Source organism: Rhodoferax sp. GW822-FHT04A08 (genome assembly GCF_058801025.1).
The window spans coordinates 166,960-190,698 of record NZ_JBXAMW010000006.1 but is presented as its reverse complement, the minus strand read 5'-3'; the positions used below and the strand labels follow the sequence as shown (position 1 = coordinate 190,698).

General features: G+C 59.0%; 16 protein-coding genes. All 16 read right to left on the bottom strand.

Going from position 1 to position 23,739, the window contains the following annotated elements; translation table 11 throughout:
* Positions 1 to 3: 3 nt before the first annotated feature.
* The 16 genes from AC1RMF_RS14040 to AC1RMF_RS13965 all read right to left on the bottom strand — a co-directional run bounded on the left by AC1RMF_RS14040 (position 4) and on the right by AC1RMF_RS13965 (position 23,738).
* Positions 4 to 684, bottom strand: coding sequence for a TVP38/TMEM64 family protein (locus AC1RMF_RS14040; RefSeq protein WP_493142201.1), 681 nt, complete (start codon positions 682 to 684; stop codon positions 4 to 6).
* Between the two features lie 4 nt (positions 685 to 688).
* Complete coding sequence (locus AC1RMF_RS14035; protein WP_493142200.1) at positions 689 to 4,477, bottom strand: non-ribosomal peptide synthetase; 3,789 nt, start codon at positions 4,475 to 4,477, stop codon at positions 689 to 691.
* A 23-nt stretch (positions 4,478 to 4,500) separates the two neighbouring features.
* A complete protein-coding gene (locus tag AC1RMF_RS14030) occupies positions 4,501 to 6,303 on the bottom strand; it encodes a cyclic nucleotide-binding and patatin-like phospholipase domain-containing protein (protein WP_493142199.1) in 1,803 nt (600 codons plus the stop codon).
* 117 nt (positions 6,304 to 6,420) lie between these two features.
* Positions 6,421 to 7,230 carry a S1C family serine protease gene (locus tag AC1RMF_RS14025; protein ID WP_342618728.1) on the bottom strand — a complete coding sequence of 270 codons (810 nt, stop codon included), beginning with the start codon at positions 7,228 to 7,230 and terminating at the stop codon, positions 6,421 to 6,423.
* Positions 7,227 to 8,306 (bottom strand): nucleotidyltransferase domain-containing protein, encoded by a 1,080-nt coding sequence (locus AC1RMF_RS14020; protein ID WP_493142196.1) that lies wholly within the window; start codon positions 8,304 to 8,306, stop codon positions 7,227 to 7,229. The genes AC1RMF_RS14025 and AC1RMF_RS14020 overlap by 4 nt, the downstream gene beginning before the upstream one ends.
* On the bottom strand, positions 8,303 to 9,220 hold the full coding sequence (locus tag AC1RMF_RS14015) for an HprK-related kinase A (protein ID WP_493142195.1): 918 nt from the start codon (positions 9,218 to 9,220) through the stop codon (positions 8,303 to 8,305). The genes AC1RMF_RS14020 and AC1RMF_RS14015 overlap by 4 nt, the downstream gene beginning before the upstream one ends.
* Complete coding sequence (locus AC1RMF_RS14010) at positions 9,217 to 9,510, bottom strand: HPr-rel-A system PqqD family peptide chaperone (protein WP_493142193.1); 294 nt, start codon at positions 9,508 to 9,510, stop codon at positions 9,217 to 9,219. Before AC1RMF_RS14010 ends, AC1RMF_RS14015 begins: the two co-directional genes overlap by 4 nt.
* An 18-nt stretch (positions 9,511 to 9,528) precedes the next feature.
* Complete coding sequence (locus AC1RMF_RS14005; RefSeq protein ID WP_493142192.1) at positions 9,529 to 10,140, bottom strand: hypothetical protein; 612 nt, start codon at positions 10,138 to 10,140, stop codon at positions 9,529 to 9,531.
* Positions 10,141 to 10,329: 189 nt separating this feature from the next.
* Positions 10,330 to 13,101, bottom strand: coding sequence for an XrtA/PEP-CTERM system TPR-repeat protein PrsT (gene prsT, locus AC1RMF_RS14000; RefSeq protein ID WP_493142190.1), 2,772 nt, complete (start codon positions 13,099 to 13,101; stop codon positions 10,330 to 10,332).
* Positions 13,102 to 13,137: 36 nt separating this feature from the next.
* Positions 13,138 to 14,502 carry a PEP-CTERM-box response regulator transcription factor gene (gene prsR / locus AC1RMF_RS13995; RefSeq protein ID WP_493142189.1) on the bottom strand — a complete coding sequence of 455 codons (1,365 nt, stop codon included), beginning with the start codon at positions 14,500 to 14,502 and terminating at the stop codon, positions 13,138 to 13,140.
* A gap of 11 nt (positions 14,503 to 14,513) precedes the next feature.
* On the bottom strand, positions 14,514 to 16,595 hold the full coding sequence (gene prsK / locus AC1RMF_RS13990) for an XrtA/PEP-CTERM system histidine kinase PrsK (protein ID WP_342618735.1): 2,082 nt from the start codon (positions 16,593 to 16,595) through the stop codon (positions 14,514 to 14,516).
* Entirely contained in the window at positions 16,596 to 17,966 is a 1,371-nt protein-coding gene (locus tag AC1RMF_RS13985; protein WP_493142187.1) for a TIGR03013 family XrtA/PEP-CTERM system glycosyltransferase, read from the bottom strand.
* Between the two features lie 98 nt (positions 17,967 to 18,064).
* Entirely contained in the window at positions 18,065 to 19,900 is a 1,836-nt protein-coding gene (locus AC1RMF_RS13980; RefSeq protein ID WP_493142185.1) for a hypothetical protein, read from the bottom strand.
* A 66-nt stretch (positions 19,901 to 19,966) separates the two neighbouring features.
* A complete protein-coding gene (locus AC1RMF_RS13975) occupies positions 19,967 to 21,235 on the bottom strand; it encodes a pyridoxal-dependent decarboxylase, exosortase A system-associated (RefSeq protein ID WP_493142183.1) in 1,269 nt (422 codons plus the stop codon).
* Positions 21,232 to 22,890, bottom strand: a complete 1,659-nt coding sequence (locus AC1RMF_RS13970; RefSeq protein WP_493142180.1) for an acyl-CoA ligase (AMP-forming), exosortase A system-associated — start codon at positions 22,888 to 22,890, stop codon at positions 21,232 to 21,234. The genes AC1RMF_RS13975 and AC1RMF_RS13970 overlap by 4 nt, the downstream gene beginning before the upstream one ends.
* On the bottom strand, positions 22,887 to 23,738 hold the full coding sequence (locus AC1RMF_RS13965; protein WP_493142178.1) for a hydrolase 1, exosortase A system-associated: 852 nt from the start codon (positions 23,736 to 23,738) through the stop codon (positions 22,887 to 22,889). Before AC1RMF_RS13965 ends, AC1RMF_RS13970 begins: the two co-directional genes overlap by 4 nt.
* Between the last annotated feature and the right edge of the window lies 1 nt (position 23,739).

The following is a 23,739-nucleotide window of genomic DNA, read 5'->3' as shown; positions in this document are numbered from 1 at the left end:
AGTTCAGTGGCGCAAGGCGCGCCGCCGCCATGCGCGTATGGCCCATACGGCCGCACCGATGGCAAGCAACAAGACAACCACCACCAGCCAGCTGGTACGGCCGGGGTTCTGAATGGCATCCAGCACCTTCTCTATGAACAGCGCAATTGCCAGGGTGCCAGGAGCCATTCCGAGAAAAGTGCCCAACAAGAGGTCTGCCAGGCGGATATGGGATGCCCCGGCAACCATGTTGATGACGGCAAAAGGCGCCACCGGAACCATGCGCACGGCAATGATGGCCAACAAGCCGCGCTCACCCAGCTTTTGACTCAGTCGATTGGCGCGCTCGCCACCCAGCTTTCGCAAGATGTCCCTGCCCAGCGCAGCGCCTAGGCCGTAACTGCACAAGGCGCCAAGCTGCGCGCCCAGCATCACGCACAGGAACCCATTCAGCGATCCCATTGCCACAATGAAAACCACGGTCAGAAAGGTCAATGGAACGGCAACGATCAGCGCCAGGGCAAAGGCCAGCACCGCCGCCACCAGTCCGAAATGTTGCGCGATCTGCCGTAGCGACGTCACGACACGAGGAACATCCAGCGCTTCACGCAAGGGTGAAAACGACCACGCAAGCGCGCAAACCACCACAAGCAGAACCACAGCCACTGCCAACACCTGCTTGTGGCGTATATGCCTGGCAGACATAGGCTTATTGATCTGCGCCCCGAAGGACCCTGGCCAGTCCGGCTATCTGGTCGGCTTCGAAGATGGAGCCATGCAGTCCCTGAATCAAACTCTCGGTCAGCCTGCCCTTTTGCAATGTTCGCCAGGGCGCAAAGAACAACCAGTCCCAGCGTGAAAGTCCGGACGTCTTCACCAGCAGCGTACGTCCTTCGAATCGATGCGCACGGTATCCCGCCATGGCCAGTACCTGGCCCACCAAGGCGGCGTCGTTGATCATCGCGCTGATCTTTCGGCCGTTCATCATCAGGTCGCCCAGGCGGAAGTTCCTCACCAGCCAGACAAACAGGTGCCAGAAAATGGTACCGCCCCAGATCGCGCGTGGATACAAGGTGTCCAACAGGATCAGACCGCGCAAGGGATACCCACGCTTCTGCAGCACACATGCGGTCTCCAGAGCGGTGATACCACCGACAGAGAAGCCGGAGATGAATCCTGGCAGCGCATCCTGCGATTCGACAATGTCCGCATACAGCTCCGCCAGCTGCGAAACACCGGAGATAGGCTGGCCCAACGGGGGCTGCAGCATTCTGACGTCGTAGATATCCTGCAACTCCTGCGCCAGCGCCTGAAAACGAATCAAGTCGCCATGACCGGAAGCGGCTATGTAGAACGGCGCCTTGTTGGAGTTCGCATTGAAACTCACGATGGAACTGGGAGCCTCAATGGGCTTGCGCAGCATTTGCGCCAGTGCCTCAACGGTTGGGTTCTCGGTCAGCAGGAACAAGGGCACGGAATGGCCCACCATTTTTTCGAGACCGGCCAGGATGGTGACGGCGTCCAGCGAGTCCCCTCCCACTTCAAAGAAGTTGTCGTACACGCTCAAGGGGCGGACATCCAGAACGTCCTCCCACATGGCGAGCAGCTTCTGCTCCATTTCGTTCTTGGGCGGACGCGCAGCCTGCGGAACAAAAAGATCCGAGGGTTCGGGCAATGCTGCATAGTCAATCTTGCCGGTGTCCCCCATGGGCAGCTCCGGCAGTATGGTGATGCCTGCTGGAATCATGTAGTCGGGCACACGCAAACGCAGAGCTTGCTGCAATTCATCGGACCCCAGCTTGGTCGACGTGGAGACCCACGCATGCAGCACAGGCTTGTCGCCTCTTTGCACCACCTTCACCGCCGCCTCAGTCACACCATCCACACGAAGCAGTCCGGCTTCAATCTCGCCGAGCTCAATGCGGTAGCCGCGCAACTTGATCTGTCGATCCAGACGCCCGACAAAATGCAGATTGCCATCCTCGCCGAACCAGCCCGTGTCACCGGTGCGGTACATGCGTCCACCCGGCCTGAAGGGGTCGGGGTAGAAGGCCTGTGCATCCAGATCGGGGCGGTTCAGGTAGCCACGCGCAACGGCCGCACCCCCAATGAATATTTGCCCATGCATTCCCAGCGGGAGTTGGTGCAACTTGGAATCCAGCACATAGATGGACGTATCGTCCACCGGAAAACCAATGGGCAGCACATTGGATGCGGGCCCGCTCACGCACTCCCAGGCTGTGGCAAAAATGCAAGCCTCGGTCGGCCCATACACATTGAACAGCCGGGCTTTGGTGGAAGACAGATAGCGATTGACCAGCTCGGCAGGGAGCACTTCGCCTCCGCAGCATGCCACCCGCAGTTTCAGGTTGGGATGGCCGCCTGCCTTGTCCAGAAACCGGGTCAGGGTGGAAGGGACAAATGCGATGAACGTGGCACCGTGGCGGATGGCAAATTCGGCAAGGGTCTCCGGTAGTAGCCGGCCGGGCGGCGGCAATGCCACGCTGGCCCCGTTGATCAAGGGCAGGCACAGCTCGATCAACGATGGATCAAAGGTAATCTGGGTACTGAGTGCAGACCGGTCCCTGGGGGTGACCTGGTAGGCCTTGGTCAGCCATTTGAGCCGATGCGCCAAAGCCGAATGGGACATCATCACGCCCTTGGGTCGTCCTGTGGAGCCCGAGGTAAATAGCACATAGGCCAGCGATTCGGGAGTCACTTCCACCGCCAACGGCGCCATTGCTTCGTCGTCCAACGGATCGCTTAGTGAAACAACCAGTGTCTTGGCATGCAGGGAGGCCAGTCGCTCCGGCCCCTGAGCCTGGATGACCAGGGCCAGGGCACCGCTTTCCTGCACGATGTCTGCCAGCCGCGCTGTCGGTGCGTCGGGGTCCAGAGGCAAAAATGCAGCACCTGCCTTGGACACAGCCAGCACTGCAACCACCAGTTCTGCTGACCTGGGCAAGGCCAATGCCACCACCGCATCCGTTGTGGCGCCAAGAGCACGCAGGCGTCGCGCCAGCAGATTGGAACGTTGATCCAGCTCCGCGTAACTCATGCTGCCGCCGTCCCATACCAGTGCAACGGCGCTGGGGTTGGCATGGGCCTGCGCCGCAAACTGCGTAACGTAGGGTGTGGAGCCCTCGTTCCACTGCGTGCTGGGGTGCAGTGCGCGCACCTGCAGGTGCTGCGAATCGGACAACAGTGGAAGTGAGTCGAGGGGCGCGTCGGGCGTCGCACTCATGCGCAACACCAGGCTCCAGATACGCTGGCCAATCTGTGCCACTTCCTGCTCGGAGAAACAGGCGGAACTTCCCTCCAGCACCATCTCGGGATGCTGGGTGGTCTGAAATTCGCAGATCGTCACGCCCAGTGGATAGCGCGCTTTCCCATTGAACAGCTGGCGCGATTCAGCCATGACGGCGTCGCCAAAGGCCACGTCGTAATCCTGCCTCTCAAAGGACAGCAGCACATCGAATATTCCGTCCCGTCCCAGTCGCATGACCTCCAGCGCCCGCCCCATCTCGCTCAGCGGATAGCGCGAATGCCGCAGCGCCCCGCGCATGGTGGAGCCGATGGAGACCAGCAGTTCCTTCACCGTCATGCCGGGCGTCAACGTGACATTCACTGGGAACACGCCCACAAACATGCCCAGCGTATTGCGGAACTTCTTTCCGGCGCGATTCAGATTGGGCACTCCGATAGCAACCGATTGGCGGTTGGTAATGCGTGCGAAGTACACCGCCATCGCGGCCAGGAAGTAGTTGAATACGGTGCTGCCACTCTCCGCTGCGGAGGAGCGGAGTTTTTCGTAGTCTGCCAACGGGAGCGAAATATCGCTCAACCATGCGTCGGCCAATGCGGCGGAGTCGCTTTCGTTTGAATGCCGCCGGTCGATGAGAACCGGCGGCAGCGTTGGCATCTGTTCCAGCCAGTAGGTCCCGTCGCTTTCAAATGTGGCGGACTTCATGTATTTGTTGGAGTCATCCACAAAGCTGCTGTAGCTCGCAGAGGCATCCGGTTCGACAGCCTTGCCCTGATGCAGCAGGTTGTAGATTTCACTCCAGCGCTGGATCAATCGGGCAGTTCCCCACCCGTCAATCATCAGATGGTGGTATTGCATGACCAGCGCGTTGCGATTTGCTTCCCCCTGGATCAGCCCGAATTGCCAAGGAGGACGGCCACTCCAGGAGAAGGTGCTCTGCAGATGCTGCTTCCACCAGGACTGCGCAGCCTCATGGATATCCTGACCAACCGCAGCCGTGGTGATGTCCAGTGGAATGTCCATGTCCTGCAGCAACACTTGCGTACCATCCTCATTGGGTACGAGGCGCATTGCGTCACTTTCTGCCACGAGAATTTTCAGCGCCGCGGCAAGCGTCTCCACCTGAAGATGGCCTTCAAGATATGCCACCCCACCGATGATGAGGTGCGTGCTGCCAGGCCAAGCCCTTTGGTCCAGCCACACTTCGCGCTGGCTCAGGGAGAGCGGCAACACGTTGCTGCCCAAATTGTTAGCGGTTACCTCTTCCACTTGCTCACGCGCTCCATTGTGTGTCGATAGCCGACTTCAGCTATTTCAGCAGCACTGCGGTATCCCATCATGGAATAGCTGCTGACCGGTGGTTCCAGATAGATATCTGCCTGTGCAATCGTCTGACCGCGCTGGTTGAGACCACCGATATGTCCGGCGCGGTACATGATTTGGGCGATGGTCGGCGTCTTGGATGAATTGGGAAGAAGCGAATTTTTTACCGTCTTCCATACGGACAACTTGAGCAAGTCGGGAGGCGCGCTCAATTCATCCTGCACATCGACATCCACTGCAATGATGGTCCCGTTTCCGCGCCGCCGCTCCTGTGCGGTCCCCAGGCGCATACGCATGGCGGCTACGGGTACGTTTTCCAGAATGGCCCCGTCCACCAACAACTCTCCATTGACCAGTACCGGAGGGAACAATCCGGCTGGCGAATTGCTCGCCAGAACCGCCCGCCACAGTGGCCCGCTGTCCTGAACGGTGGTGCAGCCCTTGGTGAGATTGCAGGCTGCAGAAAAATACGGACGCCACAGGCCATCCACCTGCAAGTCGCCAAACATGCGGATCAGATCCCGTCGGACCCGGTTACCGGACACCAGTGAAATCAGCGGCAGGGTGGGAAACTCTCCGCCCGCAGCAAACTTCTGCGTACGTTCGCGGATCTCGTCCAGAGGGATATCGCAGGCGTACTGCGCCCCGATCAAGGCGCCCATGCTGTTGCCGCCAATCAGGTCGATGGGCACGCCCGACTCATGCAACGCCTTCAGCACGCCCAAGTGGGCAAAGCCCCGTGCGCCACCGCCGCCAAGGACAATGCCCACTGCGCTCCCGGTGATGAAGCGCGCCAGGCGGTCGTAATCGCCGGAGTGGCCGCGACGTGTAGGGTAGTAGCGCTCAACGTCCCGGCCGCGATGCCAATGCCCCCGTTCGGACGGGTACAAGGAGCCGGGCGAATGCAGGACCACCAGGTGCCTGCGCTTCATGGCGTAGCCAGGCTCTTTCATGAGCTGGCTCTCCAGTGCGGAGATGTCCTGCGATGCGCCCGCCGTTCCCACAAAGACAATCTGGTCCGCCTGTCTGAAGGCGCGCTGGGTCCAGGCGGTTGCGTCCATACCGGCTTCATAGACCAGAAACCCGACATCAGACTCCAGTGATTCCTGGCGCCTGATTTCTTCTACATCCTGATCGCCCGCAATCTGGGCAAACTTGCTGTTGTCCGCCAAGGTATAGCGGTGTGTGGACCCCATCTTTGCAAAGGCCTGCGCAAGCCCCGTGGAGACCTCCAGAGCGTCCGCGTCGTTGTGCAGAGGCACGACCACAATGGATTCGGCGTGCCGCTTCTTGGTCAGGTTGTTGTGACGCAGGTAGTTGTAGATAGCCTGAACAAATACGCGATTGAGCGCCAACGGGTGCTTGGCTAGCAGTGCCTCGTATTCGTCCTTGTGCAGTACCGCAAGGGTCGAATCCCGCACAGCCACCACGTCGGCCGAGCGTGGCTGTTGAAGAATCAGGCCGGCCTCACCTACGCTCTCGCCCGGTCGGACTTCATTGAACAGCAGCAACTTGCCGGTACTGTCCTTGCGGGAAACTCTCAGTCCTCCCGCAATGACAAACATCATGCTGTTCGAAGGGTCGCCTTCGCGCAAGACGGTTTCACCGCCGCGTGCTGTTTGAATCTTCAGATCGTTGGCAAGATCTGCTATGACGAAATCATCGAGTGATCCAAAGACATTGCTGGCTCTCAGGACGTCGACCACCCGAGCACGAAGCGTTTCGTCGATTTTCATTTCCACTGCCCTACGTTTATTTTGAATTTGCCTGATTGTCTTCCCGTCCACCCAGACATCAAATGGTTCTTATGCGTTATATGCGCCTACCTCCGCCCTGACCGTGTTCAAGTCTAATCAATTCGAACCTTGCTTTTGCAGTATTTGCGTCACAAAGTTGGATGGAATGGCATAACTGATGCCTGATGGTTGACTCAGCAGCGATTCCTTGGTTGCCTTGACAAATACCATGTTGATTACGCCCACCACCTCGCCTGATTCGGAATCAAAGAGCGGGCCGCCGCTGTTGCCCGGGTAGGCCGTTGCGTCCAGCTGAAAGATATTGAAAGTGCCGCTGCGCAGACTGGCTATCGTGCGCGCGTTCAGTTGCTGGGCATTGCCCGAAGGAAGTGCGATTGGCGTGATGGACGACACGATGCCACGGTGCGTCACCGCAGAAAAGCCCAGAACGCCTCCGATGGGGAAACCCATGAATGCCACCGACTGCCCTTCTCGAACCGTATCCGAGTTTCTCAATGCCAAGGCCGGAGCCGGTGCGCCGTCAAATTGCAGCAGCGCGAGGTCATGCAACTTGTCCACGTCCACGACAGTCGCCAGCCGCATGCTGAGGTCGTCCTGGCCGGTCAGCCCTTTGGGATTGGTTCTCACCTGGACCACCAATTTGGAATCGGGCTCCAGATCGGTGCCTTCCGGAATGACGTGCGCATTCGTTATGGCCCAGTTTCCCTTGCCCGCGACAAAGCCCGTGCCGCGCAGAACGAATCGTGGCGTCTTGATAGGGGAATACGTTCCGACGATGACGACAGAGGGTTTGACTTTGGAAATGGTCTCAACCGTATCCGCATGGGCAATCCCCAGAAACAAAGCGACAAGAAGGAAACACCTGGTTGCCAGGAGCAAGGGGTTCCAACGTATCGGGTGTTTCATGTTTCTTCCGTGAACCGCCGCTTCCAGGCCTTACGAACCAGATGGGGAACTACCAGCTGCAGTGGCATGCGCAACGCATGGGAACGTACATAGAGCAGCCACCGCGCCAGACCGGTCAGGCGCATGTCACTGCTGGGGTGGGCAGGCCTCAGTGCCAGACCCAGAGCCCATTCCATGAACACCTTCGCCCCACCAGAGGGCCCCATCTTCTGAACTCTGGGGACCAATGCCGCAGGAGGCACCGTTCCAAATAGCCGTTCCAGATGGTGCAGGGCATGAAAAAGAGGTATCTGCAGACCCAGCTGAATGGCGCGATCCAGCAATACATTCCAGAAGGTGGCTCTCTGCGCAAAGTGCTTCACCAGATCATTCAGATCCAGCAAGTCGCGCAACCCGGCGTAGAACTCGCCTTCGGTGAACAGATGCACTGCGCTGTGCAGCACCATGTCCTCGGGGGCCAGCACATAAATATTCTGGTAGCCAGGTATGGGCTCTATACGCTGCAGCAAATGCGCCCCATCGACGTTGAATCGCGAAACCGGCGGAGTGATCGTATGGTGGATATCGATGTATGTGTTGCGCTGCACATGCCGCAGTGGTGGGATCTCGTGCATCCACTGCCGGTAGTAGCGCTGGTTGTAAGCATCGCGCTCATCCGAAATCCAACCCGCGGCAAACATGGAACTCTCGACCATGTCCACCTTGTCGCGCGGCACCAGCAGATCGATATCGGAGAACAGGCGCCCTCGCGCTGCGGGCAACTCCGCCATCAGGTAAGCGGCGCCTTTCAAAAGCACCACGGCGACGTTCTTGTCGCGCAGCGCATGTGCAATGCGATTGACTTCCCAGCGGACTTCGTGCTGCTGGCGTTCCGTGAGCCGCAGGCCGCTTTCCAGATGCAAAAAAGGTCCCACGCGCACCTGCGGCATCCAGCCTCTGTCGACAAAATGGGCCGCCAATCGACCCAGCAGTCGGGATTGACGCGCCTGCCCCAGCACAGTTTCCCATTCAGCGCCGGTCCACTGTGGTTGCTTGTCCGGGTGAGCCCAGAACGACTCCAGCATGGAAGGGTTCACGCGTTTCTCCCCTCCACCAGTTGGTTGAATACCGCCAGCGCATCGTCCAGCTGGCTGTATCTGAAATCGTAGCAATCACTGGCATCCACTACCGCCGAGAGCGTTTCAAATCCGGTGCGTCCCAGGACCATGTAATTGAATGAATTGCGCCCCAGCTCCAGCATGCTGCTGGCCTTGGATCGGCGCTGGAGCTCGGGAGCGGATCCGCCCACGTACTTCGGGAATATCACCCACCGTGGTCGCGCCTTTTCGTGGATGCGCAACAGTTGCTCCGTCGGCACTTTCAGGTGGGTGACACTGCCTTTGGTGGTGTCGGGCGTGATGCTGTTGAACACAGCGCCGGGCACATACTGCCGAATCAAGTCGATGGACTGGTTCTTGAGGCTGATGGGTCGCCCCACCGGGGTGATGCTGGCGTCGGTCAGTGAAATCAATGCAAGCTCATCAGACAGCAGACGCCAGCCCCTGTTGATCAAGGCGGCACACAGCGTGCTCTTCCCCGAACCGGGAGGTGCAGGCATGATCACCGCGCAGCCTTCGCGTTCAATCACTGACGAGTGCAGTATCAGATACTGATGCGCCTGTGTGGACACGCACCAGTTCATGGCCCATTCCAGCAGAGGAAAGGCATGGTTTTCTGGAAGTGGGGTAAACGGCTCAATCCCGTCAAACCGGAAAATTGCCTGCGGATGCATCCAGCGCCGCAATCCACCGCCGCCGGCGATGTGCACCGTGTAGTCCACGAACTGATCTTCAGCAGCCTCCGGGTAGTCCGGATACAGCGTGATCAAGCCGTCCGCAATCGACTCTATATTGGAAACGATACGAAAGGTGAAAGGTCCGACGTGAATGGCAAGCCCAGGGTGTTTGAGTTTCTTGCGAATCTCTGCATACGACAGGCTACCCAGGTTCACACAGATGTTCTTTCCAACAAGCCGACTGTTTCAAACTCTTCGATGACGCTGTGGAGCAGTTGGGTCGCCGCTTCCGGGCTTTGAACGGCCATGGCACTCACCATGTCCGCCAACAGGTCGCTGACCTGGATTTCCCCTTCAAGTGCCGAGTTCAGGACAAAGGCCCGGAATGCATCCAGCTGATGTGTCTGCCCCGAACTCTCTTCAAAAACTACGTACTCATCGTCCCAGCTGACCCAATGCAATTGGGCAACCGGATTCAGCCTGAACGCTCCAGTCAAATTTGCCACAGGTACCTGAGGCAAGGATCAGGAGTAGCAAGACTCCATGTGGGTACCGAAGAAGCTCTCGCAGTCCTTGCGGCTAGGATAGCCGTTGGAGCCGGCCTGCCGGTAGTGGGTCACGATTTCATTGGCATCGTAAGGGTAGTTTTTGGAGACACAGGTCTGCGCATTCAAAAACGCAGTCACCCAGCGGCAACTACTGCTGGAGCTGTCGTTTTTCACGATGTCATAACAGGTTCTGTTGTCTGAGGTTCCAGGGAAAATATCATTGAACTTTTTGTTCACGCAAGAAGTGTCCTTGCGCGGATCGCTGTTGTAACCTGGCCAGCAGGACTTCTGGGTGTAATGCGAGCAGTGGTAGCCTTGGCTGACAGGCGTATCTGCAGGAATGCGCGAACCCACTGCAGAGTGGCATCCCGACACGGTGGCCCACACCACTTGCCCGGTGTGACCATCGGTCTTGCAACGGGTCGAAGTGCTTGCCAGGGTATGCATGGGAACCGAAGCCGCCGCCAGCACCACGGAACCCTTGCCCAGACCACTCAACAACACGCGCCTGCGGGCCAGCGCATCAACTGCCATGGCCCCGGTGTCGAGCGACGGCTTGGACGGTGATGTATTGAGTTCTTCGGACATAGAAACTTCCCGTTAAGTACAGACTTTGGCAATTATCAGCCTTTTGCGGCATGAACGCAATTTTCAGGCCAGCTCAAAGCTCCGCTAATTAGTCATTTAAATTCAACAACTTATCTCTGCAAAGCCACAGACAACCGGGAAAAACACGACGCCCGCAAGAGAGTTGTAAATTTTCCCGACAGCGGTTGGTCACAAGTCCTTCAACAAGCTGGCCACTTCAGCCTGACCAGGAAACTTGTCGCCCAATTTACTCAGCTCGGACAGAATAACCTTGGCTTCTGCCTTGTGCCCCGCCTTGAGCTGGATCTTCGCCAGGTTCAACTGGAAACCAGGCGCGGAACGGCTCAGCTCCACCACTTTCTTCTGGATTTCAATGGCCTTGTCGTACTCACCCTTTTCAGCCAACAAACCCGACAGGGTGTCCATAAATGCCGGCTGGTTGGGCGCAAGGGATACCGCCTTCTCGGCATAGGCAATCGCGCCATCCTTGTGCAACTTCGCCGTTATCCAAGCCAGATTGTTGTAAATCATGGCATTGTTGGGCTGCTGTTTGAGCAATGCAAGATACGAACGCTCACCTTGCTGGTAGTCCTTGCGGGCGATCGCTCCATCGGCCAGATACATCTGGAATGCAAGGTCTTGCAGATGGTCTTTTTGCCATGTGGCAGAGAACTTGTCGGCGTCTGCAGACTTGCCTGAGGCCTGCAGGGCGGTGAGCAGTTTGATTGCCAGTTCGGTAGATGGCGCCTGCTTCAGGCCATTGCGGTAGGCGGTGGTTGCCGCGTCCCACTTCTTCAGGATTGCATTGATGTCGCCTTCCAGAACGTACCCCGAAGAATCCGCCGGTGCCTGCGACTGCATGGTACGCGCCGTTGCCACAGCGCCCTGGTAATTCTTGGCGTCCATATCCAGAATGACGCTACCTGTTTGGGCCTGCTTCAGATCCGGCTTGATCTCCAGCGCCTTGCGCAGACTTTGCGCGGCGGCAGTCTTGTCCTTGGCTGCCATATAGGCGTCCGCCAGACGCAAATAAGGCTGCGGCGACATGGGCTGCAGGGCCGCCATCTTGTTGTAGCTCGTGATGGCCTGATTCAAATCACCATTGGCCTGCTGCGCGCGTCCCAATGCCTCCAACGCTTCCGGGCTGTCGGGGAGCGCAGTCTGGGCATCCTGCGCCACGGAAAGCGCCTGCTTCAGGTCCTTGTTACGAAGATGAAATTCGATCAGGAGCAGCCGTGGAGCCACATCCGTGGGATTGGCCGTGACGGCTTTGGTGATCAAGGTCCCGACCACGTCCTTGCTGGCGCCGGTGTTGGCGGCCAGTTCAGCCAAGGCCAGCAGGGCCTGGCCACTCTTGGGGTTCTTGTCCAGGAAAGCCTCAAAGCGCTTCTTGGCATCTTCCGGCTTCTTGTCGGCAAAATCCAAACCCGCGAGGCTGGCAACTGGCGTGAAAGAACTGGGGTCCAGGCCCATGGCTCTCTCGAAGCTCTTGCGTGCGCTGGCCAGATCCTTCTTGGCCAAGTAGACGCGGCCTTGCAGTATGGCAGTGCCTGCCTTTCCAGGATCCTTCTTTTCCAGCGCATCAATGGCCTTCAGCGCCTTGTCGTATTGTTGGCGATTCAAATGGGCACTGATCAATGCCATGTCAGCCACCGTACTGCTGTCGGATCCGGCAATTTGTTCCAGTTCGGCAATGCCGGAATCGACCTTGCCCTCGGCCAAACGCGTCACTGCCAATGCGGTGCGCTTGCGCGCATTCTGCGGATCCTGCTTGATGGCTCTGGCCAAATACTCCTCGGCCTTCTTGGCGTCTCCACCCTGCAGATATATCTGCCCTGCCAGGGACAGCACGTCCGGATCGACCGGCTCAGTTGCCAAGGCAGGCTCCAGCGTGGCGATTGCCTTGGCAGTATTGCCAGACCGGGCATAGGTAGCCGCCAAAAGCCTTCTTGCCGATGTCAACTCAGGCGCCAACTGCACTGCCTTGCTCAGAAAACTCTCTGCCTGCAGTACCGAGTTGAATTGCAGTTCCGTCGCACCGGCAACTTGAAGGGCCATTGGATATTCAGGTGCTGCCTTGAGCGCCTGCTGAGACAGGGCGCGCGCCGATTTGAAATCCTTGCGTTGAAACGCCAATTGGGCTTCCAACGTCTTGGTCATGGGATGGTTGGGCGCTACCGCCTTCAAACCGGCCAGTTGCTTCTCCACTTCATCGAGCTTGTTCTGCTGGAACAGCACGCGGACCGCATCTACGTGCCCGACAACAAAATCAGGCCGAACGCTGATACTCTTGCGATAGGCTTCCAGTGCCTCGTCCGGCTTGTTCTTGCCGAACATCAGCAGGTCACCCTTGAGCTTCCAGCCCTGGTAGTTTTGTGGAGATTTGGCAAGGATTGCGTCAACATCACCCAGCGCGCCATCCATGTCATTGCGTGCGCGTAGGCGCGCCTGCAACAAGCGCGCAGGCTCAAAGTTGGCGTCTGCCTTCAACGCCTCGCCCAAGGCAGCTTGAGACTTGTCGACTTTGCTCAAAGAACCATAGGCCAAGGACAGTGTGGTCTGCAAGTCTGCGTTGGCTGTGGCTTGCGTAAGCGCAGTTTGGCCAAATTCATCTACCACTTTCTGGGCTTTTCCCTGGGCCAGCAGGGCGGTTGCCAGCAGGGGCACCACCTGGTCTTCTGGCGCCTTGAGATTCAATGCCTTGCGCAGTTCGGTTTCTGCACCCACTGCGTCTCCTGCTTCAAGCAATGCCTTGCCCAAGAGGAGGCGCGCCTCCGGCAGGTCCGGATTGGCTTGCAGTGCGTTCTTGATCTGAATGACCGCTGACTTGGTGTCATTTTTCGCCAGGAAATCCTTGGCAGACGACAGCATGGCCTCGGGCTTCTGTCCGCACCCAGCAAGAACCAGTGCCAACACCAAGGCAGATAGACGAGCACCACGAACCATTTTTGTAGAGCGCATTGTTGTTCTCACAGAATATTGAAAAGCAGAAAAAAACTACTTGATGCCGAGCCGGTGCATCAAGTCGTAAAGCGTGGGACGACTGACACCCAGAAGTTCGGAGGCCTTGACCATATTCCCGTTGACACGACCCAAGGCCGCTATCACGGCACCGCGTTCGGCATTGTCGCGAATAAGGCGCAAGTCCAAGGAATTATCTTCCGTACTGTCTTGTGCCGGGCTGGCCAGCCCCACATCTTCCAGGGTGATCTGGTTGGAATCCGCCATGATCACCGCTCGCTTGATGCGGTTTTCCAGCTCGCGGATATTGCCCGGCCAGGGGTAGGCCTCGATCGCCTTGAGGGCCCCTTCGTTCAAGGACATGGAGGTCCGGTTCTGTTCCTGCGCAAAACGCCGGACAAAGGCATGGGCCAAGAGCGCGGCATCTCCCACGCGTGAGCGCAAGGCCGGGATGTTCACCACAATCTCTGCAAGCCGGTAATACAAGTCTTCCCGGAACCGGTTCTCCTTGCTCAGCGCATGCAGGTCCTGGTGGGTCGCACAAACAATGCGCACGTCCACGGCTATCTCCTGACGCCCGCCCAACCTCTCGATCTTGCGTTCCTGCAAGAAGCGCAATAGCTTGGCCTGCAGGGAAAATGGCAAGTCGCCAATTTCGTCCAGCATCAGGGTGCCGCCGTTGGCCGTCTCGATCTTGCCCAGCGTCTGTTTGGATGCGCCAGTAAACGCGCCTTTTTCAAACCCGAACAGCTCGCTTTCCAGCAGGTTCTCCGGAATGGCCGCACAGTTGATGGCGACGAACTTTCCGTTCTTGCGCGACGAGGCATCGTGCAAACCCCGCGCCAGCACTTCCTTGCCGGTACCGCTTTCCCCCAACAGCATGACGGTCGCATTGGTGTTGGCTACCTTTTCAATGGTGCGGCAAATGCGCAGCATTTCCGGGTCACGCGTAATCAGCCCGCTCAAGGCGTCGGGATGGTGGAAACTGCGCAAACGTTCGTTTTCCGCCTGCAGCTGGGATATCCGGAAGGTACGCTCAACAATAACGTCCAAAATCTCGGGCTCGAACGGCTTGGCGAGGAAATCGCATGCTCCCATGGCAATGGCGCGCAAGGCGTTGGACTGGTCATTCTGTCCCGTCAGGACAATGACCCGGGTATGGGGGGCCGTGGCCATGATCTGTTCCAGCAGCTTGAAGCCCTCGGATACCGAATCGGGGTCCGGTGGCAATCCCAGATCCATGGTGACAACGGCCGGTGCGTGCTTGCGCAACTGCACGAGCGCACTTTCGCGGTCATGTGCGGTGACTGAATCAAAACGATCCAGCGACCATTTGATTTGCTTTTGCAGTGCCAGATCGTCTTCGACGATCAGCAATCCGCGTGTTTTTTCGGTGCTCATGAGTCCTCTAATTAAGGAAGGTCAGATTGATTGTGAGGCTCAAACAGCGGCAGCAGCACAGTGACCACCGTTCCCACGCCCACCTCACTTTGGACGTCTATTTTTCCGCCGATCTCCTGCAGATAATGGAAGCTTTCATAGACTCCAATCCCCATGCCGGCTTGCTTGGTCGTTTGAAAAGGCTTGAACAGCTTTTCCCGTATGAATTCCTGCGACATGCCTTGCCCAGTATCGCCGACAACGATCCGGGCCTGACCTGCCGCACGATCCAGGCGCAACCAGACCCGGCCCGACTTGTCGGTCGCATCGAACGCATTCTGCACAATATGGCCAATGACGCGCTCCAATCGATCCGCATGGCCCCGTGTGGCAACCGGATCCTTGCGCTCCACTTCCAGAACACGGTCGCGCCCTTTTGCCATGGCCACCAGGCTATCCACAATTCCAGCCAGATCCACACCAAAGGTCGACCCGGAAGGAGTTGCCCCTTCCCGCAGTTGCAGCATCATCTGACGCATACGGTCCAGCGAGTTTTCCACGGTCTTGAGCATGTCCTCCTGAAACTCGGGGTTGCCGCTCAAGCGCCGTGCATTCTTCATCATCAGTGACAGCTGGGTCACGATGTTCTTGAGGTCGTGCACCACAAATGCCGACATCCGATTAAATGCATCGAACTTGCGTGCCTCCAGCAACGCCTCGGTCGCCTGCATCTGGGCCAGGAAGCTGGCCGCCTGCAGACCCGCCGTCTTGAGCAAGTCGTTCACTTCCCAATTCACGTCCATGCGCGTGCGCGCACTGGCAAGGACCACAAAGCCGATCAGTGTCGTCCCTACCAGCAAGGGAACGACCAGCCAGGCCTGCGACATTTCCGACAGCCACCGCGGCAGCTTCATCTGCCCGTAGCGGCCCGGATACGAGCGGTATTCCTCCAGATTGACTGCCCAGCCACTGGTCTCCAGAAAGCGGCAAAGCTCCGAATCGGCAGACTCGCTCTCCTGCGACGGGCTCATGTTCCAGAAGGCCGTTTGGGTGAGCACATCCTTTCCCTGCCCCCGCATCCACAAGGCGCCCGCCGGACTCTCCAGCATGTCGGCCAAGCCGCGAATGACTTGCTCCCCCATTTCCCGTGGCGAGTTTCTTTGGGACAAGGTGTAAGTGAACTTCAGCCACTCCTCGCGGTAGTCGTAGCGGTAGCGAAAGAAGTGCTTTCCCAGAAACACCTTCAGACTGGCCCGCAGCGAACCGGACATGGCCAGTGTGATCATCAGGATCAGGCCGAAAAACACCAGCCCCACCTGCAGTGCCCGCCCCCACTCGCCACCGAAGTAGCGCACGTAGTAACCCACGGCGGAAATGAAGATCAAATACACGCCCGCAATCAGCAGCGTGGCGGAGTGGAATGCCGCCTTGGGTGAAATGCTGATCTTTGACACCCAGTCACTGCGGCGCGTCATTGCCAGGAACAGAAAAGGTGTCACCAGTGCATGCACCGTGTCGCGGATGTTGAAGGCGTCCGCGTCCGCCCGGTTGAACATGACAGCTTCGGAAAAAATGTACATGTCAAACAGGAATGCGCCCGACAGGCCGATGCACAAAGGCTTGATGTTCCAGCGTGAGTCCGCCGTGACGTTGCGAAACACCTGCTCCAACAGCACCAGTGCAAACAGCGGCGTGACCATCCACACCAGACGTGTCCAGCGCAGCAGGCTGGCCCTCAATCCATCGGGTACATAGGCTTGCAGGTCAAATGGCAATCCCAACACGATCACCACCACCGCAATGACGGCAAGCGTGGTGATGTTGATGGCCGCCAGCTTGGAGTGGCCCCTGCCGATCAGAACCAGCAGAAATGCATACCAACCCGCGTAACGCAGCGAGTCCATCCAGCGGCTCAGCAACAGCCAACGGGCATCACCGGTAATGCTGGACACCAGACCCAGCCAGCCCCACAAGGCACTGGCCAGAATGGCAAAAATGACCAGCGCATTGGCCGTGGCAGCATCCGCCCGTTGGCTCTTGACCTGAATCAGCCGGATGGCAAACAGGGAGTAGGCCAGGCCTACCAGGGCCTGTCCCCAGGCCGCAAGGTTCATTTACTGCGCTCCCTTGCCCAGCAGCACCACACCTACGGTTTCAAACAGAATCACGATATCCAGAAACAGCGAATGATTCTTCACGTAAAACAAGTCGTACTGCAACTTCTCGGCCGCATCCTCCACCGAGGCACCGTACTGGTAACGCACCTGGGCCCAACCCGTCACGCCAGGCTTGACGCTCTGGCGTACCGCGAAGAAAGGGATCTGCTGGGTCAGCTGGTCCACAAAATAGGGACGTTCCGGACGCGGCCCCACCATGCTCATGGACCCACCCAGCACCACGAACAACTGAGGCAACTCGTCGATACGCAGCTTGCGAATGATTCGACCTACGCGTGTCACCCGGGAATCGCCAGCCGTCGCCCACCGGGGCTTGCCGTCCTTCTCAGCGTCGCTGCGCATGCTGCGAAATTTCACCACGTTGAACACCCGCCCGTTGAGCCCCACGCGCTCCTGCGAGTACAGCATGCTGCCCGGACTCTCCAGCACAATCAGGATGCCGGTGATGACCATGATGGGCAGCGTCAGGACAATCAGGATGCTGGCGCACACAATGTCAAAAATCCGCTTGACCCAGGACTTGACCCATCCGTGCACAAAGCCTTCACCGAAGATCAGCCAGCCTGCAGATACCGAATCCAGCCGGATCTGTCCCAGTGTCTTCTCGAAGTGGGTGGAGATATCGACTACGCGGATGCCGCGTAGCTTGCAGTCCAGCAGTTCGCGCAGCGGCATGCTGCCGCCACGACGCTCGGTAAGCGCAACGACGATTTCATCCACCTTGAGTTCGTCCGCCACTTGGGATATCGATTTGGTTACCTCCAAAACGCCCCAAGCTGACACTTCCGGCTTGGCCTCGTTGGGGCTGGCGTAATAGCCAACCACGTCCACCGAAGGGTCCGATGCCTTCAGACTGCCTCCGACCATTTTGGCGGGCTTGCCTGTGCCATAAATAAGCACACGCTGGCGCATGTATTCGCGCGGCGTCATATAGGTGAGGTAGATCCGCGTGATCAGCATCAGCACCAGCACACAAACCAATGCGACTACCAGCAATTCAGATGGGGGCGACAGCAGTTTGATGAATCCGGCCAGCACAGCCGAAGCACACAAAGCCAGGATGGCACGGGCGTAGGTTTGTCCGACGGTGCGGTTGTGCACCCGCAGATAGAAACCCAATCCGGCATTGATCAGCAACACGCCAAATGCCATGGTGAATGCTTGTACAAAAGCCAGATTGCGGCTGTTGGAGGGCTCCGGGTCGTGAACCAGCAAAACGTACAGCATCACGCCGCTTACCAGAAACAAGTCAAAACTGACCTGCAACAGCGTTCGACGATTGAAGTAATGACCGAAAATCTTTATCAATTGTTTCCCCCTATACCCCTGGCGTAATGGCGGCCCAACCGCATAAGTCTATCAAGGGGCCCCAGCGCGCTGTCATTTTGCCTTTTTTTCGCGCTTTTTTACCTCTGGTTACTCTTTCCTATCAATAACATGGGAAGTAAATAGAAAAGCAGCGCCACCCGGGGCACATCCATGATGCTGCTGACCAGTCCAACTACCAATGCGCCACACAATCCGGCAGCCGTGGCAGTAAGTGCAGATCCGCGCACCTGGGGTGAGAGCAGGAAGCTGGCCATTGCCCAGAGGATGAGGCCCGCCAGGCCCAACACGCCCAACACGCCCCGTTCGATCAGCACCTCCAGATACAGATTGTCAATATGCCAGGGCACGTAATAACTCTGTGCCGACGGCAACCAATGCGCCATGCGTTCGCTGAAGTCCCCGTTGAGCAGCAGCTCCTGGCCCGCATCACCAGTTACCTGCAACTGGGTGATGTCGGCTGACGCGCCCGGCGTGTCCAAGGACACAGCAAAAGTGATGGGTATGGAGCCCCAGACCAAAGGTGGACCCGACAAGGGCAATTGCACCGCCTGCCATTCGCCCAGGCCCGACTCCACGTGGGTGCTAGCCCCCTGGCAATCGCGGTCATACAGAAGGTACCGCTGGCACAGGACCACCGTCAATGCGACCGGCTTGTCCACCCGCACACGCATTTGAACAATATTCACATTGCTGCCCGACAGGTCCACGCGCTGCGTGAGAGCAAAGTTTCCAGTCAAGTCCTCCAGATTGTCCGGGACGCTCAGAACGGCGTAGCGTCGGGCATTTCCGTCCGACAGGGTTTCGCTGCGTAGGGCAACACTTCCAGAGAAGTTTTCTCCTGGGACCTGGGCGGAGTAGTTTGCGGGCAGTCGGCCCAGGCCCTTGCCAGCCAACCAATCTGCGGGACTCTTCAGCAGACCCACACCGGACCACCAGTGCGCCAGTCTACGGGTCATGTCCTGCCCGGAACTGGCAAGACGCTTGTTCATGTAGGAGTCGCCGCCAAGCACGGCATATATCTCCATCACAACCAGGACCGCCACGACAAAGGTACCCCAAATGCGCCAGCGTGCCCACAGCTGCTTTACCAGCGTGGAGTACTTGCACCACTCATATATTGCAAACAGAAGCTGTAACCCCACCGCCAGATAGACCCCTCTGGAAAAGGTGGTCAGACTGGCATAGGCCGCAAGCAGGGTCAGGACCGATGCCATACCCCAAGCAACAGGCCGCCTGGCACTGGCCAGCGCCAGAAACGCAAAGGGCGTGGCCATCGCCAGATAGGCATCGATGGCAGCTCCGCCCACATGCATTTCCCAGAAGGTTGCCACCGTACGGTAGTTGGCATCCGTGTCGAAGATGCCGACAAAATTGTGGCGATCCCAAAGAACCGCCAGACTGACCCAGGCCAGCCCCACCATCATCCCCAGAGCGAACAGGCGTTGAGACCGCTGTGGATTGCAACGCAGCTGCCGGTCCATCAGCGGCCACAGCAACAGTGCATACACCAGACTCTTGGATACACGCACGGTATTGACGGCATGCGTATACGTTCCAAACCAGTCGAACGCCCAGCCCCCCGCATCCGTGACGCCACGTACAAAGGACACGGCGCCCGTCACGGTTAATGCAAACAGCAGCGGAGCGAACAACCCATTGCGCCGTGAACCAGCGACCACTGGTTCACTGGCATACCCCACTACCAACCGTATGTAGCCACCAGCCAGAACTGCCAGCAGCATCAGATCCAGTTCCTCAAAAGCGACCCAACCCGTCCACGGAGAAAAGTTCAGGAAAGGCAGGCTGGCAGGCACCAGGAACAGCCACGCTCCGGGGTAGGCCACCTCGAGCACCAGCACACAGGACTGCAGCACGAGCATGCCCATGGGCCAGAGTGGGTGGTTCAACGCCATGGCGAAACCTGCCAAACCGGAGGCCGCCGCTATCAGCGCACAAAGGAACGACCTCGCGGACAAGCCTTACACCAACACTTCCGTACAAGGGGGATGACCCAAGAAGGCCTGGGGACTGGCACTGGCGCCATAGGCTCCCGATTGGTACACCACCACCCAATCCCCTGCCTGAGCAACGGGCAGTTGCATACGGTCTGCCAACAGATCCAGCGGAGTGCACAAAGGGCCAACAACTGACGCCACTTCGGTAGCGGATTCATCCACCCGGTTGCCAATGGCGACCGGGTAGTTCTTGCGCAGAACCTGACCGAAGTTGCCCGATGCCGCAAGATGGTGGTGCATGCCCCCATCGGTGACCAGGAATACCTGCCCATGGGACACCTTGCGGTCCAACACCTGGGCCACGTATACGCCGGCCTCTGCCACCAGATAGCGCCCCAGTTCCAGCACCAGGGTGGCTTGTGGCAGCGCGGACTGCGCCTGCGCCACCAAGTCGGCCAGATTGCTGCAGACGGGGCCCAGTTCCAGGCGACGCTCACCCGGGAAATAGGGAACCCCGAAACCGCCGCCCAGATTCAGCGTCTTCACCGCAGAGGGGGCATGCGCGGCCAACCGCACGACCAGTTCCAGCGTCTTTTGCTGCGCTTCGCAGATGGAAGCTGCCTGCAGATTCTGGGAGCCTGCGTACACATGGAAGCCTTCAAATGCCAGACCGGCACGACCGATGTCTGCAAGCAGCCCGGGAACCTGCGCTTCATCGACACCAAACGGTTTGGCTCCACCGCCCATCTTCATGCCCGAACTCTTGAGCTCGAACTCCGGATTCACCCGCACGGCCACACGGGCCGGCAGTCCCAGCTCCTGCGACGCCGCTTGCAACACCACCAACTCGCGAGCGGACTCCACATTCACCAGAACCCCTGCAGCCACCGCCTGCCTCAGCTCCACATCGCGCTTGCCAGGGCCGGCGAAACTGATGTGATGCGGATCGACGCCGGCATCCAGTGCCACCTTGAGCTCCCCGGCGGAGGCCAGGTCCACGCCGTCCACCAGACTGCGCATCCAGCCCACCAGAGCGGGCATGGGGTTGGCCTTCATGGCGTAGTGCAACCTGACTTGCGTTGGCAACAGGGCACGCAACTCACCAATGCGCTGCGCAATCAGTCCGCGGTCATAGGCATAAAACGGCGTCTGGCCTACGCGTGCCACCAGTTGCGACAGACGTTGGCCACCAATGAGCAGTTCCCCCTGCGCATGCGCAAACTGGTCCATGGCGACGTGGACGGGCGTGGCCGTCCGGGCTGGGGTTTCAGATGCGGTGTGGGGTGCGTTCATGGCAGTGTGTGCTTTGCTTCCGTAGTGCCTTGATGGTCTGTTATCCAGGCCGCACGCAAGCCCTTGCGATCGATTTTGCCGTTCATGTTGCGCGGCAAGGGCTGGCCCACCACCTGCACGCCTGCGGGGACCATGTAGGCCGGCAAACCGGCCCTGCAGGCGTCCAGGAGTTCACTCTGGACATCGCTTTGCATGGTATCAGGGGTGCAATACACCAGCACCTGGATCACCTGGCCCAGCACCGGATGATCCACGCCAAAGGCTACGCACTCGATAACCCGCCCGGTTGCGTGGATGGCCTCTTCCACTTCGGTCGGGCTCACGCGGTATCCCGAAGTCTTGATCATTTCGTCCTTGCGGCCCACGAAGTACAGATACCCTTGCGCATCCCTGCGCACGGTGTCGCCGGAAAACACCGCGTATTCGGGCAACTGCAGGCCAGCTGGATGCCATGGCGTGGAGCCCGTCAGCGGCTTGAATCGCTCAGCAGTCTGCTCCGGGCTGTTCCAGTACCCCAGGCTCACCAGGGGGCCGCGATGAACCAGCTCACCCGGTTCATCGGCCGCGCATTCAGAACCGTCAGCGCGCAGCACCAGCACCTCGGCATTGGGGATGGCTTTTCCTATCGAGTCTGGACGCAGATCCACCTGGTCGGGATGCAGATAGGTTGAGCGGAACGCTTCGGTCAGGCCGTACATGAGAAATGGCTTGACCTGCGGGGCACGCTCGCGCAAGACCCGCAATGTCTCCTGCGGCATGCGCCCGCCGGTGTTGGCAAAGTAGCGCAGTGTGCCCGTCACGCCTTCCGGCCAAGTCAGCTGGGCCAGCTGCATGTACAGGGGCGGCACCGCGGTCAGCCCCGTCACACGATGCTGTTGCATGGCCTTGAGCACGTCGCGCGGCATCAGGTAGTTCAGCAACGCGACGCGTGCCCCCACCGCAAAGGCCGTTGTCAGCTGGCTGAAGCCCGCATCAAACGACAGCGGCAGCACTGCAAGCAAGGTGTCCTGCGCGGTGTTCTCCAGGTAGGCGTTCACGCTATGGGCACCCACCACCATGTTCCGGTGCGACAGCACCACGCCTTTGGGGCTGCCGGTGCTGCCAGATGTGTACAGAATGGCCGCCATGTCGGTATCAATCACCCGGTGGCCGGCGCTTGCAGGCGCCGACAGCAGATCATCCCAATAGGTGATCACCGTCTGCCCCGGAGCGGGGCTGAATGCGCCCACCTCGTCTTGAGGTGCGTTCAGAAGCACCACATGGCGCACATCAGGACACTTTCCCAGCACCTCATGCAGCAATGCCAGGCGCTCGACCGATGTCACCAGAACCCGCACGTTGCAGTCACGCAGCACATAGGCAACTTGCTCGGCCTTCAGCAGCGGATTGACCGGCACATGCACCGCACCGGCAGCGCTGGCGCCAAAGCTGCTCACCACCGTCTCCATGCGCTTTTCCAGATAGACGGCGACGCGTTCGTTGCGCTGCACCCCCAATGCCAGCAGGCCCGAGGCGAACTGCCCGACCGCGGTGTTCAGCTCCAGATAGCTCAAGGATTGCTCGCCGTGAACCAGTGCGGTGGCCTCCGGCGTGCGCTGGGCCGAAGCGGCGACCAGTTCGTGCAGGAGGCCTCCTGTATTGTGCAAACTGCTCATGGTTTGAAGGTTCCCATCCATTGCAATACGGCTTGTTCGGCAGACGCGCGCCACTGCTGTCTGGAAAACGTGTGGTCAGCGCCATCCACGTCCACACGCTCCAGACCCGGCCTGTGCAGCAGGCCGCTCCAGAGCGTATCGGTACTGGCGGTTTCCAGAAACTCCTTGGCGGTGTAGTCGTTTGCGCTCAGCAGTAGCAGCACCCGTCCAGAATATTGGCGCAATGCCTGCGCCATGCGCACTTGGAAGGGCGATTCGGCGCCTTGGTGCGATGCGCCGCTGCGCGAAACTTGGAAGTTGCCCCACAATTCCCTGAGGGACTGCAGCACACGGAATTTGCCTGAAAACACTTTCTTCCAGAAATCCACCTGCAACAGGCGCGCGCTGTAGTGGTGTTTGAGGTGGGTACGTGCCAGCGTCGCCTCCGAACGAACCCACGGATTGAGCAGACACAGTCCTGCCACCCGCGCATCGCGCGTGGCACCGCAATACAGCAGGGCCGCGGCCGCACCATCACACAGGCCCCAGAGCACCACGCTGCCTACCGAGGGGCAGGCCTGCTTCAGCGCATCGATGGCCGCTGCAATGTCCTGGTCGATGGACTCGAAACCTCTGGCCTCGCCCTCGCTGTCGCCCATGCCCCGGTAATCAAAACGCAAGACCGGATAACCCGCACTGGCCAGGCGACGCGCAAGCAGTACAAACTGCCGGTGGCTACCCACCCGGTATTGCGGCCCACCAACCACCACCACCAGGCCCAGAGTGGACGGCACACCAGGACGGGAGAGCACACCAACCATGGCGTCGCCTTGGCAAGGTATCAACAGGGCATGTTCGGTGAACTGCATG

Excerpts from the sequence above, each read along its gene's own strand:
- AC1RMF_RS14040 (WP_493142201.1), bottom strand. The coding sequence starts at position 684 with ATGTCTGCCAGGCATATACGCCACAAGCAGGTGTTGGCAGTGGCTGTG.
- AC1RMF_RS14030 (WP_493142199.1), bottom strand. The coding sequence starts at position 6,303 with ATGAAAATCGACGAAACGCTTCGTGCTCGGGTGGTCGACGTCCTGAGA.
- AC1RMF_RS14025 (WP_342618728.1), bottom strand. The coding sequence starts at position 7,230 with ATGAAACACCCGATACGTTGGAACCCCTTGCTCCTGGCAACCAGGTGT.
- AC1RMF_RS14005 (WP_493142192.1), bottom strand. The coding sequence starts at position 10,140 with ATGTCCGAAGAACTCAATACATCACCGTCCAAGCCGTCGCTCGACACC.
- prsT (WP_493142190.1), bottom strand. The coding sequence starts at position 13,101 with ATGCGCTCTACAAAAATGGTTCGTGGTGCTCGTCTATCTGCCTTGGTG.
- prsR (WP_493142189.1), bottom strand. The coding sequence starts at position 14,502 with ATGAGCACCGAAAAAACACGCGGATTGCTGATCGTCGAAGACGATCTG.
- prsK (WP_342618735.1), bottom strand. The coding sequence starts at position 16,595 with ATGAACCTTGCGGCCTGGGGACAGGCCCTGGTAGGCCTGGCCTACTCC.
- AC1RMF_RS13980 (WP_493142185.1), bottom strand. The coding sequence starts at position 19,900 with ATGGCGTTGAACCACCCACTCTGGCCCATGGGCATGCTCGTGCTGCAG.
- AC1RMF_RS13975 (WP_493142183.1), bottom strand. The coding sequence starts at position 21,235 with ATGAACGCACCCCACACCGCATCTGAAACCCCAGCCCGGACGGCCACG.
- AC1RMF_RS13970 (WP_493142180.1), bottom strand. The coding sequence starts at position 22,890 with ATGAGCAGTTTGCACAATACAGGAGGCCTCCTGCACGAACTGGTCGCC.
- AC1RMF_RS13965 (WP_493142178.1), bottom strand. The coding sequence starts at position 23,738 with ATGCAGTTCACCGAACATGCCCTGTTGATACCTTGCCAAGGCGACGCC.